Below are 14596 nucleotides of genomic sequence, written 5' to 3'. Positions count from 1 at the left end.
GTGTTAAATTTTTTGAATGTTGACAAGGGAATTTTTCTGAATGATTACAGCTTCATTGAAAAATGCCTGAAGTGCTTCATAATTTTCAGATTCAAAATAATAGTTTTTCAATTGAAATAGAAATCGCACATTTAACTGTCCATTATTTTCTAAGCATTTAAAATCAAGAATTCCATGATTATTAGGCAAGGCAATGGCCTTATTTTCTGGGAGGGATATTAACTTATATTCTTCAGGAATTTTAATGGTCAAATTATATTCATAGGTGTAAGGATATCCAAAATCAATTGGAAAATTTCTACTGTCTCGCAAAAAAGGATTTTTTGCAAAAAACTTAATAAGAATTGGATTAAGATAAATTGCACCATCTTTAAGCGCATTTTCGATACTAAAATCATAAGATTGCATCACCAATTTATCAGTACTTCTCTCCTTTTCTAACTTATAGTCGTCGATAAAGAATTCTGAAGAAGTAGAACCTTCGATATCGTCTAAATATTCAGACTCTGTCTTGGATTTTAGGATTTTATATTTTGCAATAGCATTATAACCTTGATTAATTTCCCTGATTTTACCGGTTATTTCTCCTAGTTCAGGATTCAAGGTTGCATTACCTCTAATCACTACTTTATTCTTGTTTTGAGGTACAATATCATACCAATAGCTATCTTCTTTAAAATCCATTACACGACCATAATGGTTTAAACATCTGAATGGTAAAAAACCGAAGGAATTTATTTTGTCACTTGCGTCTAAAAGAAATGTTTTGCCACCAATTTCGGTTTTTGCAATTACATAATTAAAATCTGTAATTACGGGTTGAGATTTTTTAGGTAAACCATTTTGGCGTGTTGAAATCAGCATTAAATTTGTTGTAATATCTGCGGCATTCAGCATATTAATTAATGAAATATTGATTTCTCCAATGTTTCCAACTTTTTCATTGAAAGCTTCTTTAACTCGAATATTCTTGTAAATACCATATTTACCGTTCCATCTAAAGTGCTTTTTTACGAAATTAAATATGTTATTTGCTGTTTCAAGGTCACTATTTCCTTGAAGATTGTTTTCTTCAAACTGTTTTGTAAAAAAGGAATTTTTAACAAGCTGTCTTCCAATATCCTTATCTTTTTTGAACTCGGAGTCAACTGATTTCCAAGTTTTAGTGTATTGTTTTTTAGAGCCATCATAGCGATAATGGGTGGCTAATTCGAAATCTAATCGCGCTAAATAATTTGATGGAGCTAACATATATTCTTCTTCATTATTAAATGCCGGGATATTTTTCATCGCATATTTGATAATTTCGCAATCGACAGCAGGATAACCGGCTCCAACATCAAAACAAGTTTTTTTAATACTATTCTCTTTAACAACTAAAGGTAGCCCTCCATATAGACTTCGATTATAATAGTATGTACCTGGAATTTTAGCATTAAACTCACTATAAATTTTTGGAATATCAGTCTGAAAATCCCAACCATCTAGATTAAAGAAAAATGGAGTTTTAATTTTATATGAATATTGAATGATTGAACCTTTTTGAATATTTGGTAAAGTAAATTTGGTATAGCTCCAGTTTTCTCCTTCCTCTTCTTGATAAATGTCTTTTTGGTTTAACCCAGTTTTGATAAGACCATTATTAGTCATTCCTTTAATATCATATGCTTTTTCTCTACTATCTTCATTATGATAAAGGGGAATCATGACGTTAGCTTGTTCAAATCCTTTTTCATTAAAGATTTTGATTTTAACGGAATACTTTTTTATTAAAAAAATCTGTCGCTCAATTACGGTAAAGAAGAAATCTCCTTTTTCAGTCAGAACAACAGCATTGGCTGTGGTATCTCTTTCATAAACCTTAAGATTGATATCACTTTGAGTGACTTTATCAAAATTATATTGACCATTGAAGATAAGGGGTGCAAGAATGAAAATTAGAGCTAAAAATAATCGCATGATGGTAAACCTTGAAATTTACAAACGATTAACAACTTCGCGTATTGCCACTAAATCACTTAAAAGTTTCTCTAATAAGCTAAGCTCTAACATATTTGCTCCATCACTTTTAGCATTAGCTGGGTCAAAATGAGTTTCGATAAAAAGGCCATCAGCTCCTGCGGCTATGCCTGCTTTAGCCATAGTCCCTATTAATGCAGGACGGCCACCCGTAACACCGGAAGACTGATTGGGTTGTTGTAATGAATGAGTAACATCTAAAACAACAGGAGCATACGCTTTCATAGTAGGAATGCCTCTAAAATCAACCACCATATCTTGATAACCAAACATAGTGCCTCTGTCGGTTATTATGGCCTGTGAATTTCCAGTTTCGGTTATTTTAGTTACAGCATGTTTCATGCTTTCAGGACTCATGAATTGTCCTTTTTTTATGTTTACCACTTTGCCAGTTTTTGCCGCTGCGACTAGCAAGTCCGTTTGCCGAGCTAAAAATGCTGGAATTTGTAATACGTCGACATACTGAGCAGCCATTTCTGCATCTTGTTCAGTATGAATATCAGTTACCGTTGGTACATTAAATGTTTCAGATACTTTTCTCAGGATTTTTAGCGCTTTTTCATCACCAATTCCCGTAAAGGAATCAAGGCGACTTCTGTTTGCTTTTTTAAAACTCCCTTTAAAGATGTATGGTATTTGTAAATCATCAGTTATAGCAACAACTTTCTCAGCAATTCTAAGTGCCATTTCTTCACCTTCAATGGCGCATGGACCAGCCAATAAAAAAAAATTATCAGTATTAGTATGTTTTATCTGAGAAATAAGACTTAGTTGCATGTGACTTAATTTTTGGCAAAAATACTATTTTGAATAAGTCTGTGTTATGTTAATACCCAAATTCACCTACTATGCAAAGAATTATCCTTTTGATTTTTTGTTTTTTAACCGCAATACTACATTCTCAATTTGGAAAAAATTGTGAGTTGCGGCAATGGAAAATTAATATAATTAGTCCTGGGCTTGAATACGAAATGGGTATCGGTGTAAATCAAACCTTAAATATTAAAGCGGCATTACAACCCGCTCTTGATCCAGCTTTTACCGACCCCTATGATGAAATTAACTTTGTTCCTGCACTGACACTGCAAACTCGATTTTACCATAATTTTGAACAAAGAGCCAGAAGGCGGAGACAGATATATGGTAATTCGGCAAACTATTTTGCACCTACCGCCGCGGTGTTATCTCCTGACCCAAGAGTTGTTGCTAATGAGATAGAGGAAGGAGTTCATGGATATGCTGGATTAGTCTATGGGGTACAACGCAGTTATAATTCAGGTCTCAGTTTTTCAATTGATGCTGGGGCAGCCTACTATGTTGGGCCTTTTGAAAATGGTATTTATCCGATCGTTAACTTAAGTATTGGTTGGATTGTGAGCGAGAAACGCTGGTGTGTAGGCAAATAATTCGCTAAGGTACTTGTAGTTCTTATTTCAAGATTGGCATTGTATTTGTTAAAAGGATTGCATAACTAAAAACACCATCATGCGAATTATTTCAACTTTTTTATGTCTTTTTTTTACTTCAATAGTTTTAAGTCAGTCTTCTTACAGTGTTGAAAACAATCAATTCAAAGTAAATTTTCTAGCCCCAAGTTTAGAATATGAAAAAGGGATTGGTAATAACGCTACTATAAATCTTGAACTTGGAACTGGTTTTGCAATTAGAACTGGTTCTGAACGTAGTACAGAGTTTGGTATCTATCCTTATGTTGAAAGTCAATATCGTTATTACACGAATATGAAACGTAGATTGACAAAAGGAAAAAAAATTAGTGCTAATTCTGGAAATTATTTAGCTCTCAGTGTTTTATACGTTAATGGAAATTCGATACTAGGTGATTTAAATCTTAGTAATAATAGCAACTTATTTGTTGGTCCTTTATACGGGTTGCAACGAACTTCAAAATCAGGATTTAACTTTGGCTTGGAGTTTGGCAGTGGTTACTATCAAAATGATGTTGATAGTGGTCTTGCAGTTAGAATTGATTTTAGTATTGGATGGGTGCTAGGGAATAAGAAAAAGTAATTGCAAAACTTCCTCAAAATCAATAAGATAAAAATAACACAGCTTTGTGTTACACTGTAAAATTTAGCAGTATCTTTGCACGCTTAAAATAAAGGTTATGTCTAAAATCAAGAATATTGCCATCATTGCTCACGTTGACCACGGTAAAACTACGTTGGTTGATAAGATTATGTTTCATTGTCAATTGTTTCGTGAAAATGAGAACAAAGGTGATTTAATTCTAGACAATAATGATTTGGAAAGAGAACGTGGTATTACCATTGTTTCTAAAAATGTTTCTGTTGTTTATAAAGAGACAAAGATTAATATAATAGATACACCTGGTCACGCCGATTTTGGCGGTGAGGTAGAGCGTGTATTAAATATGGCTGATGGAGTATTACTGTTAGTAGATGCTTTTGAAGGTCCAATGCCGCAAACACGATTTGTACTTCAAAAAGCAATTGACTTAGGTTTAAAACCTTGTGTTGTTATCAATAAAGTTGATAAAGAAAATTGTACTCCTGAAGAAGTACATGAAAAAGTTTTTGATTTGATGTTCGAATTGGGTGCTGAAGAATGGCAGTTAGATTTTCCAACGGTATATGGGTCTGCAAAACAGAATTGGATGAGTGAAGATTGGCAAAATCCAACTGATAATATTGAGCCTTTATTGGATATGGTAATAGAACATGTCCCTGAGTTTAAGCCTCAAGAGGGAACTACACAAATGCTAATTACATCCTTAGATTTTTCGTCTTTTACTGGTCGTATAGCGATTGGTAGATTAACAAGAGGTTCTTTAAAAGAAGGACAACAAGTCTCATTGGTAAAAAGAGATGGTACAATCGTAAAATCAAAAATTAAAGAGCTTTTTACTTTTGAAGGATTAGGTCGTCAAAAGGTGCAAGATGTAAGAACTGGTGATATTTGTGCTATAGTTGGTATGGAAGGTTTTGAAATTGGTGATACTGTTGCCGATATTGAAAATCCTGAAAAACTAAAGACAATTGCCATTGATGAGCCAACGATGAGTATGCTATTCACTATTAACGATAGTCCTTTCTTTGGTAAAGACGGAAAATTCGTTACTTCAAGGCATATTAATGAACGTTTGCAAAAAGAACTTGAAAAGAACTTAGCGCTGAGAGTTGAAGAAACTGATAGTGCAGATAAGTTTATGGTTTTTGGTCGTGGCGTATTACACCTTTCAGTTTTAATTGAGACTATGCGTCGTGAAGGTTACGAATTACAGATTGGTCAACCGCAAGTAATCATAAAAGAGATTGATGGAAAAAAATGTGAACCTGTAGAGCATTTGACTATTGATTTGCCTGAAGAAGTTTCAGGAAAAGCTGTAGAAATGGTATCTATTCGTAAAGGAGAGATGACGAGTATGGAGGCCAAGGGTTCTCGTATGTTGTGTGAGTTTATAATCCCGTCAAGAGGAATCATTGGTTTACGAAATCAATTACTGACAGCCACTGCAGGTGAGGCTATTATGGCGCATCGATTTTTAGAGTATCAGCCATTAAAAGGAGAAATTGCTCAACGTAATAATGGATCATTAGTTTCTATGGAAAATGGTTCTGCAATTCCTTATTCAATTGATAAACTGCAAGATAGAGGTAAGTTTTTTATTGATCCGGGAGAAGATATTTATGAAGGACAGGTTATTGGTGAAAACTCTAGAGCAGATGACATGACTGTTAATGTAACGAAAACCAAAAAGCTATCGAATGTTCGTTCATCTGGAGCAGATGATAAGGCTAAAATTGTACCGGCTATTAAGTTTTCGTTAGAAGAGGCTTTAGAATATATTCAAAAGGATGAGTATTGCGAGGTAACTCCTAATCACCTTCGACTTCGAAAAATTTATTTAAAAGAAGTTGATCGTAAACGAAATAAGATTACTTAAATAATAAAAAAAGCCCTTTTAAAAAAGGGCTTTTTTTATTAATAATTTTTTTAATTGAGATGGCCGTGGTGTTCTTCCTTTAAACTGGCTACGGCAGCACCAATGATTCCAGCATGATTCATTAATTCTGCTTTTACAACTTCAGTTTCGATATCAATATACTGGTTAAACTCATTCCATTTTTTAGAAGTTCCTCCGCCTACTATTATTAAATCTGGCGCAACAATAGTTTCAACTAACTTAAGAAACTTATTAAAACGTTTGCCCCATTTTTCAAAAGTCAAATCTTCACGCTCTTTTGCAGAGGCAGCAGCCCAAAGCTCAATCTTCTTGTATTTTTTGTATGGAATTTGTCCCAGCTCAAAATTTGGTAATAAATGTCCATTATAAAAAGCACCGCTACCAAGACCTGTACCAATGGTAATCATGATAACTAAACCTTCTCTTCCTTTTCCAATACCATAATTCATTGAAGCATAGCCAGCAGCATCAGCATCATTGACTACAGTGCATTCACGACCAGTTACGGTAGTTAATAATTCGTCAATATTAACACCAACCCAGCTTTCATCAAGATTGCCGGCCGACATACAAACGCCATTTTTTACAATTGTGGGAAACCCACATCCAACGGGTCCATTATAGTTAAAATGATTAGTAATTTGCTTAATCACTTCAGCCATTTCTTGAGGTTTTCTTGAAGTTGGGGTTGGTATTCGGAACCTTTTGGTTAGCATTTCTCCAGTTTCAGCATTTACCAAGGCTCCTTTTATTCCGGTGCCACCTATATCAATTCCAAGAAGTTCCATAAAAGGAAAGTAAGTTTTGTTTTAACAAAGAAACGAAAATCTTTTGGGTGATACTTAACGAATTTTTAACAATACTTGTAATTATGAGATATTTTAATCAGTGGGTTGTATGTAGTAATCAATAGAATTTAAAGAATGATTTGGGTCAATTAGGTCTAAAAGTTTATCGATTACTTTACCAAAATTGGTTAAAGTTCCCAGTTCTTTGTTTTTACCGATAGCGCTTGAAATAGTTTCATCTCTATTCCCAAATTGATATCCATTATTTTTTATCCAAATACTATTGAAAAGATGTTGCATAAGCACATTCCCAAGCTGGTCAATTGATATAGCTAATTGCAAAGCATACCCGCCGATACCCTTTATTCCTTTCGTAAAAAGTAATTTAAGAAAAGCAAAAATAAACCCAATTGGCCCTGAGATAAGCATTAAAACTATCGATATTAGAAAAAGTAGTATCCCAATTAAAGGGTTTGTCTCTTTATCTTTTTTATGATTTTCTTTATGGAGTATCATGCTCTATTTAATTTAAATAGCTTTTTGAATTACTTCAAACATCTTGTTACCATCACATTTGATCGTTTTATGTGGATATTTTAAAATAAGTGCATAATCATGGGTAGCCATAATAATAGTTCGACCACTATCATTAATATCTTGAAGTACCTTCATGACTTCTACACTTGTTTGAGGATCAAGGTTACCTGTTGGCTCATCTGCCAATATTAATTCAGGGTCATTAAGTAAAGAGCGAGCTATGGCAATACGTTGTTGTTCACCACCTGAAAGCTCATGAGGAAATTTAAAGCCTTTGGTTTTCATTCTTACTTTGTCCAAAACCTCTTCAATTTTCAAATCCATTTTTACAGAATCTGTCCAACCAGTAGCTTTTAAAACAAACTTTAGATTATTGTTAATATTACGATCAGAAAGCAATTTGAAATCTTGAAAAACGATTCCTAGTTTTCTTCGTAAAAATGGTATGTCATTTTCCTTGAGAGTTTTTAGATTAAAGTCTACAACCGACCCATAACCTTGTCTCAAAGGGATATCCCCATAAAGTGTCTTCATGAAACTACTTTTACCACTTCCGGTTTTTCCAATAATATAAACGAATTCACCCTTTTTTACTTCTAAAGTGACATCATTAAGTATTAAGTTTTCATTTTGAAAAACAGCGACGTCTTGTAATTTCAATATGGTTTCTGGCATTTTTTAACTTTAAGAGATATAAAGGTACTAAGTTCCTTAATTCTATGTTTGAAACTATTCTTTTTAACGCACTTTGATTAAAAATATACTTTGGCGCGGATTTTGACGTTATGGATTCATCAATCGAGAACAGCGTAGAACACTATGAATCGAACCACTTCATTATTTTTTATTTTCCTATTAGGCGTTTTATTATCCATTGACGCCCAAGAAACAAAAATTTATACCCACGAACAGAAGCAGTTTCAAGATGCCTTGGCTTTGTATAATAACCAACAATATCAGGCAGCTCAAGCTTTATTTGAAAAGGTTAAAAACACCACTGATGATTATGAGACTGAAGCTAATAGTGTTTATTATGCTGCCAATGCTGCGGTAAGACTTAATCAAAGAGGTGCTGATAAACTAATGGAAGATTTTGTCGAACGCTACCCAACGTCTACCAAACGTAATTCTGCTTTTATTGATGTAGCGGACTATTATTTTGAGACTGGAAAATACCCTTACGCCTTAAAGTGGTATAAGAAAGTGGATAAAGGGGCTATGGCTAGGGCTGATGAAGAACGTTATAATTTCAATAGTGGTTATTCTTACTACGCCACAAATAATGCAGACCAAGCAGAACGCTATTTAAATAAAGTTCTAGATTCAGAAAAGTATGGAGCTCAAGCGAAATACTACATGGGCTATATCGCTTATGAGCAAGATGACTATGAATCGGCAAATGAGCGTTTTGATGAAATTACAGACCCCAAGGTTCTAGAAGAGAAACTATCATACTACCAAGCAGATTTAAATTTTAAGCTAGGTAATTTTGAAAAGGCCATTGAGATGGCTGAAAAACAAATTCCGAAATCAGATAGACGAGAAATTTCTGAGTTAAATAAAATAATAGGTGAAAGCTATTTTAATTTAGAAAAATACGATCAAGCAATTCCTTACCTAAAACAATATAAAGGTAAAAGAGGTAAATGGAGTAATACAGATTTTTATCTTTTAGGATACAGTTACTATAAACAAGGCGATTTTGAATCGGCAATTGGTCAATTTAATAGAATTATTGGGGGCACCAATAGCGTTGCTCAAAATGCTTATTACCATTTAGCAGAATGTTATTTAAAATTAGATAAAAAATCAGAAGCCTTAAATGCATTTAGGAATGCCTCAGAGATGACGTTCAATGAAGAAATTGAGAAAGATGCAACTCTAAATTATGCCCGATTAAGTTATGAAATTGGTAATGCCTATGAGCCTGTACCACAGGTTATCAGTGCCTATTTAGAAAAATACCCTAAGGATGAACATCAAAATGAATTACAAACTCTTTTGGTAGATTCTTACATCACATCAAAGAATTTTGAAGGTGCAATGATTCTGCTCGAAAAAAACAGTGGTTATGCAAGTAAAGAAACTTATCAAAAGGTAGCTTTTTATCGTGGTGTGGAGCTTTTTATTGATGGAGATTATGAAAACGCTATTGAGCGGTTTTCAAAGTCTTTAAAAAATACAGAGAATAAAGATTTTGAGGCTAGGGCACAATATTGGAAGGCTGAATCGGCGTATCGCCTGAACAGGTTCGAAGAAGCTTTGAGTGATTTTACATCTTTTGAACATAGTTTAACAAGTAAAAATGTAGAAGAATATAATCAGTTAGATTATAATCTTGGCTATAGCCATTTTAAATTGAAAAATTATACCAGTGCTATTTCTTATTTCAAGAAAGTAACTAATAATTACGAAGATGGGCTTCCGGAAAAAACGGACGCTTACTTACGACTAGGTGATAGTTATTTTGTGACTAGTAATTACAACGCCGCAATTTCTGAATACAATAGCGCCTCAAAAATAAATGGACCTGAACGTGATTATGCTACCTTTCAAAAAGCGCTATGTAATGGTTTCTTAGGTAATAATTCTAATAAAATTAATGAGTTAGAGCGTTTTGTTGAACGTTTTCCAAGGTCTTCGCTACGCGATGATGCCTTATTCGAATTAGGAAATACTTATATAAAAGGCGGGAATGAAGCATCTGGTTTGCAAACTTATAATCAATTAATTTCAAGATTTTCAAAGAGCAAGTTTGCACCACAAGCTATGCTACGACAGGGCTTAGTCCATTACAATGCAAATCGTAATGAACAGGCTTTAACCAAATTGAAAAAGGTTGTAAATGACTATGCTAATACGCAAGAGGCGAAACAGGCAGTTGCTACTGCGAAATTAGTTTATGTTGATATGGGTAGGGTAAGTGAATATGCTGCTTGGGCAAGAAATTTAGATTTTGTTGAAGTAACAGATGCTGAGCTTGATGAAGCTAGTTTTGAAGCTGCCAATAGAAAATACGCTGAAGGTAAGACTGATGGCGCTATTAAAAGTTTTGAAGACTATCTCAAAGAATTTCCTAATGGTTTACATTCTAATCAAGCCAATTTCACTTTAGCGCAACTTTATTTTTCAAAAGGTGATCAAGTAAAGGCCTTGCCGCGCTATGTAAATGTAGCTGATAGTGGAACAAGTGAATATACTGAACAAGCTTTAACAAGGGTTTGTGAAATATATGTAGCAAAGCAAGATTATCAAAATGCGGTACCATTTTTAGAAAGACTCGAGAATACAGCTGAAATTTCTCAGAATAAAACCTTCGCCCAATCAAATTTAATGAAAGGGTACTACGAGCAAAAGAATTATCAGCTCACTATCGCCTATGCTGAAAAAGTATTAGCCGCTTCAAATATTGATGATCGTATTAAAAGTGATGCTCAAATTATGATAGCTCGCTCAGCAATTGAAACAGGAAATGAACAATTAGCAGAATCTGCATTTACCGAAGTAAAAAAAATAGCATCAGGTGAAGTTGCTGCAGAGGCATGGTACTATGATGCATTTTTTAAGAATAAGAATACGGATTATGAAGCTTCAAATATTTCCGTACAAAGATTAGTAAAAGATTACGCCGGTTACAAAGAATGGGGTGGAAAAGGATTAGTACTAATGGCAAAGAATTTTTATGCTTTAGATGATGCTTTTCAGGCTACTTATATATTGGAAAGTGTAATAGAAAATTTTGCAGAATTTAATAAAATTGTTGCAGAGGCAAAAGGCGAACTTTCCTTAATAAAAACCCGTCAAGCAGAAATAAATTCATCAGTTAATCCTAACGGAAATTAATCAGAAATCGATGCAAAAACGAAATTTATTCATCATATTTTTTTTGAGCCTTTTTATGTTGGTTTCAGCCCAAGAAACTGACGATATCGGCACTGAAACGGTTACCGTTGTAAAACCCTATTCCCCCACCGTTTCAGATGCTTTTAAGATAAAATCGGTTCCTGTTCTTAATGATTCAATTGTATTGCAAAAAAAGAAAATTGAATATAGTATTTTCTCGGTTCCTGTCGCATCTACGTTTACTCCAGCAAAGGCAAAAGCTGCTAAGGTTGAGAAATTACCACCTCCAATATTATATAATTCATATGCGTCGGTTGGTTTGGGTAATTTTAATAATGCCTTAGTCGATTTTTATACCAGTCGAGAATTAGGGAGGGATGAAGATTTGTTAGACTTTGGTTTTTCCCATCATTCTTCAAGAGGTGATATTAATAGCACACCGTTAGAGACAGATTTTTATAACACAAAATTGAATGCTTCATATGCTAAAAAAGACCGTGATTTTGATTGGGGTGCAAGCATTGGACTGCAACATCAATTGTATAATTGGTACGGATTAGAGAGTGGTGCTTTCACACAAACTCAAGTTAATGCTATAGACGAAAGACAAAATTATTTTAACGCTCAAGTAAAGGGCCATTTAAATTTAGAGGATTCTTTTTTTAAAAATGGAAATATTTTGATTCGTCGTTTTTGGGATACTTCAGAATCAGCAGAGAACAGGGCTGTTTTTAAATCTGAAATTGAATTACCTATTACAGATGAATTGGTAAATATCAAAACTAAGTTTGATTATCTCGGTGGTAGTTTTATCAACGCAGATTTGAATAGTACAGAAAATACAAATGGTGTTGATTATGGTCATTTTCAAGTTGGAGTGAATCCAAGTTTCTTGGTTTTACGTGATGAGTTGACCCTTAGTTTGGGTGCTAATTTTGTTTATGGTTCAGATATTGAACGAAGTAATGGTAGTTTTTATATTTATCCAGCAGTTACTGCCTCTTATCGCTTACTTGATGAACAAGTAATTGCCTATGGAGGAATAGAAGGTGATTTAAGGCAAAACTCGTATTATGATTTTGTTAATGACAATCCATACGTTTCTCCCACTTTATTTATTCAACCAACCGATCAGCAATACAATGGGTATTTGGGCTTAAAAGGACAATTATTCTCTAATGTTGGCTATAATATAAAGGGCTCATATATGGCAGAAAATCGTCGGCCTTTGTTCTTTTTAAATCCACAAAACCTTTTGAGAACAGATGATCAGGGTTATAACTACGGTAACTCTTTTCAAGTTTTTTATGACGATATCAGAACCCTTGGGGTTTTTGCTGAATTGAATGTTGATGTAAATAGAAACTTTACTTTAGGATTAAATGCTGAATATTTCAATTATAGTACAGAGACTGATAATCCAGCTTGGAACCTTCCTGAATTAAAAGGGTCTTTGTTTATGGATTATCAAATTACGAATCAATGGTTTGCAGGGGCGAATTTATTTTTTATTGGTGAAAGACAAGATTTACAGTCGCAAGCAGTAGCCAATATTCCGGCAAATGAATTTCCATCGACAATTGTGACTTTAGATAGCTTTTTTGATGCTAATGCACATTTGGGTTATCGTTTTAATGATCAATTATCGGTTTTTGCAAAACTGTCAAACATCGCCAACAACAATTATCAGAATTGGTATAATTTCAGAGTTCAAGGTTTTCAAGCACTGGCAGGGGTTTCTTATAAATTTGATTTTTAGTGAAACACCAATTATTCTGCACTTAAGTTGAGTCCAACTAGTGTTTAGTTGAAGTTACCCTGAGAATACTATCGGCGTCTGTTTATTTTAGCCCAGTATTTCTTTTTACTATCTTACAACTGCATGAGAGCAGTTCTGTATAGCATAGTATTCCTAGTTAACGTACCCATGTGCCTTAGTCAGAATTTGGTGAAAAACCCAAGTTTTGAGGTGTATGAAATATGCCCTAAAACTCTTGGTACTTTTAATGAAGACGTAAAGCATTGGTCAACCCCGACTAATGGAACTACAGATTATTTTAATACATGTAGTAAGGTAATGGGTGCTCCAGAAAATTTTAATGGGGTTCAACAACCTAAATACGGAAATGCATATGCTGGTTTATATTTTTATGCACCAGCAGATTATCGAGAATATATTCAAGTGCCCTTAAAAGGAATGCTCAGAAAAGGAGTGGCCTATACCATCAGTTTCTACGTTAGTTTAGCGGAAGGTTCTGATTTTGCAGTGAAAGATTTTGGGGTTGTCATGAGTTATAAATCATTAGATGTTGAAACGCGTAAAGAGCTTTCAAGAGGACGATTGTATAGAACAGAAAGAAATCAATTTCAGACAATTGAAGTCAATCATCCAAAATTTCATAAAGATAAAACAGACTGGTTGAAAGTTGAAGCAAGTTTCAAAGCTAAAGGGTTTGAACGCTATCTTATACTGGGCAACCTTCGTAATAATAAGGGTACACGAAAAGTGCAAACTAAAAGAAAAGAAACCAAGAAGGGGGCGTATTACTATATTGATATGGTTTCATTAACTGCAGATAGCGATATCATACTCGGTGAATCTGAAATAAAAAACGATTCTTTAATAGCTTTTAAGAATATACATTTTGATTTTGACCACTTTAATTTAACTCAAGAGGCTCGAGTAGAATTAACTAGTATATTGTCTAGACTTAAAGAAAACCCTAGACTAATGATTGAAATTCATGGGCATACTGATAATCAGGGTACTCAATATTATAACCATCTTCTTTCAAATAAAAGAGCAAAAGCAATTGCTAAATATTTAATTGATGCTGGAGTGAGTCGAGAAAGAGTTTCCTGGTTCGGTCATGGCAGTACAAAGCCTATTTCAAATAATATTGAAGAAACTGGACGTGCAAAGAATAGGCGTGCAGAATTTTTATTAAAAATAGAGTGATTCCTATTTTAAACTAAATGCACCAACGAATTGACTTTTTGGTTTGTCAAACAACCATTTATTTGACCAAGGCTTCATTCGGTAATTGAAGCCTAAACCATCTGAACCTCCTAGTAATTTTTTCATTTCCTCATTATATTCTAACACAATACTTTCTGTGCTCCCGCCACTTAAGACAAAAAAGGACTCTGTTTTATATCCTGTTGATTTGATATTAATTTTCCAATGAAAATCTTTATCGCTAGTTAGAGAGAATAAGCCATCATAGTCTGTATAAGTAATATCCTTGGAAGTATCAATAGAAATGGCAGCAAGATAAATTGGTAATCCCAATTCATCAGTGACTTTGCCAGTAATCGTATTTTGAGCATGGCCCAAAAACGGTAGCATAAATAATATGAGCACAATAGGTACTATGCGCATTATAATATAAGATTTGGACTATTGTAACGTAAGCTAACCAGAATTAGTATTTCTTTTCGATGAACGTCATTTTTAGAATTG

Annotated in this window: 12 protein-coding genes; 6 read left to right on the top strand and 6 right to left on the bottom strand. The window is 33.9% G+C overall.

The features are described 5' to 3' along the window. Positions 1-3: 3 nt before the first annotated feature. Both RM542_RS11475 and kdsA read right to left on the bottom strand, forming a co-directional pair. Positions 4-1959 carry a hypothetical protein gene (locus RM542_RS11475; RefSeq protein ID WP_311385890.1) on the bottom strand — a complete coding sequence of 652 codons (1956 nt, stop codon included), beginning with the start codon at positions 1957-1959 and terminating at the stop codon, positions 4-6. Between the two features lie 18 nt (positions 1960-1977). Further along, complete coding sequence (gene kdsA, locus RM542_RS11470) at positions 1978-2796, bottom strand: 3-deoxy-8-phosphooctulonate synthase (RefSeq protein WP_311385889.1); 819 nt, start codon at positions 2794-2796, stop codon at positions 1978-1980. A gap of 71 nt (positions 2797-2867) precedes the next feature. On the opposite strand from kdsA, the gene RM542_RS11465 reads away from it, so the two are divergent. The 3 genes from RM542_RS11465 to typA all read left to right on the top strand — a co-directional run bounded on the left by RM542_RS11465 (position 2868) and on the right by typA (position 5944). Then, the gene (locus RM542_RS11465; RefSeq protein ID WP_311385888.1) at positions 2868-3425 is read left to right on the top strand and encodes a hypothetical protein; all 558 of its coding nucleotides are present in this window, start codon (positions 2868-2870) and stop codon (positions 3423-3425) included. Positions 3426-3504: 79 nt separating this feature from the next. Then, positions 3505-4047 (top strand): DUF3575 domain-containing protein, encoded by a 543-nt coding sequence (locus RM542_RS11460; RefSeq protein WP_311385887.1) that lies wholly within the window; start codon positions 3505-3507, stop codon positions 4045-4047. A gap of 97 nt (positions 4048-4144) precedes the next feature. Next, positions 4145-5944 carry a translational GTPase TypA gene (gene typA / locus RM542_RS11455; protein ID WP_311385886.1) on the top strand — a complete coding sequence of 600 codons (1800 nt, stop codon included), beginning with the start codon at positions 4145-4147 and terminating at the stop codon, positions 5942-5944. Between the two features lie 50 nt (positions 5945-5994). Here the strand turns inward: typA and ppgK are convergent, their stop codons facing one another. From ppgK to RM542_RS11440, 3 genes are all read right to left on the bottom strand, one after another. After that, positions 5995-6753 (bottom strand): polyphosphate--glucose phosphotransferase, encoded by a 759-nt coding sequence (gene ppgK / locus RM542_RS11450; RefSeq protein WP_311385885.1) that lies wholly within the window; start codon positions 6751-6753, stop codon positions 5995-5997. A gap of 93 nt (positions 6754-6846) precedes the next feature. Then, on the bottom strand, positions 6847-7269 hold the full coding sequence (locus RM542_RS11445) for a hypothetical protein (RefSeq protein WP_311385884.1): 423 nt from the start codon (positions 7267-7269) through the stop codon (positions 6847-6849). A gap of 12 nt (positions 7270-7281) precedes the next feature. Beyond that, positions 7282-7965 (bottom strand): ATP-binding cassette domain-containing protein, encoded by a 684-nt coding sequence (locus RM542_RS11440; RefSeq protein WP_311385883.1) that lies wholly within the window; start codon positions 7963-7965, stop codon positions 7282-7284. Between the two features lie 144 nt (positions 7966-8109). Between RM542_RS11440 and RM542_RS11435 the strand changes: the two genes are divergently transcribed. From RM542_RS11435 to RM542_RS11425, 3 genes are all read left to right on the top strand, one after another. Continuing rightward, positions 8110-11133, top strand: coding sequence for a tetratricopeptide repeat protein (locus tag RM542_RS11435; RefSeq protein WP_311385882.1), 3024 nt, complete (start codon positions 8110-8112; stop codon positions 11131-11133). A 10-nt stretch (positions 11134-11143) separates the two neighbouring features. Further along, complete coding sequence (locus tag RM542_RS11430) at positions 11144-12892, top strand: TonB-dependent receptor (RefSeq protein ID WP_311385881.1); 1749 nt, start codon at positions 11144-11146, stop codon at positions 12890-12892. A gap of 123 nt (positions 12893-13015) precedes the next feature. Then, a complete protein-coding gene (locus RM542_RS11425; protein ID WP_311385880.1) occupies positions 13016-14092 on the top strand; it encodes an OmpA family protein in 1077 nt (358 codons plus the stop codon). Between the two features lie 3 nt (positions 14093-14095). Here RM542_RS11425 and RM542_RS11420 read toward each other — a convergent pair whose 3' ends face one another. Then, complete coding sequence (locus RM542_RS11420) at positions 14096-14515, bottom strand: carboxypeptidase-like regulatory domain-containing protein (RefSeq protein WP_311385879.1); 420 nt, start codon at positions 14513-14515, stop codon at positions 14096-14098. Positions 14516-14596: the final 81 nt, after the last annotated feature.

It is taken from the genome of Croceitalea sp. P059, from assembly GCF_031846365.1.
GTDB classification, from domain to species: Bacteria; Bacteroidota; Bacteroidia; order Flavobacteriales; family Flavobacteriaceae; genus Croceitalea; species Croceitalea vernalis.
This window is presented reverse-complemented; position numbering and strand designations above follow the sequence as displayed.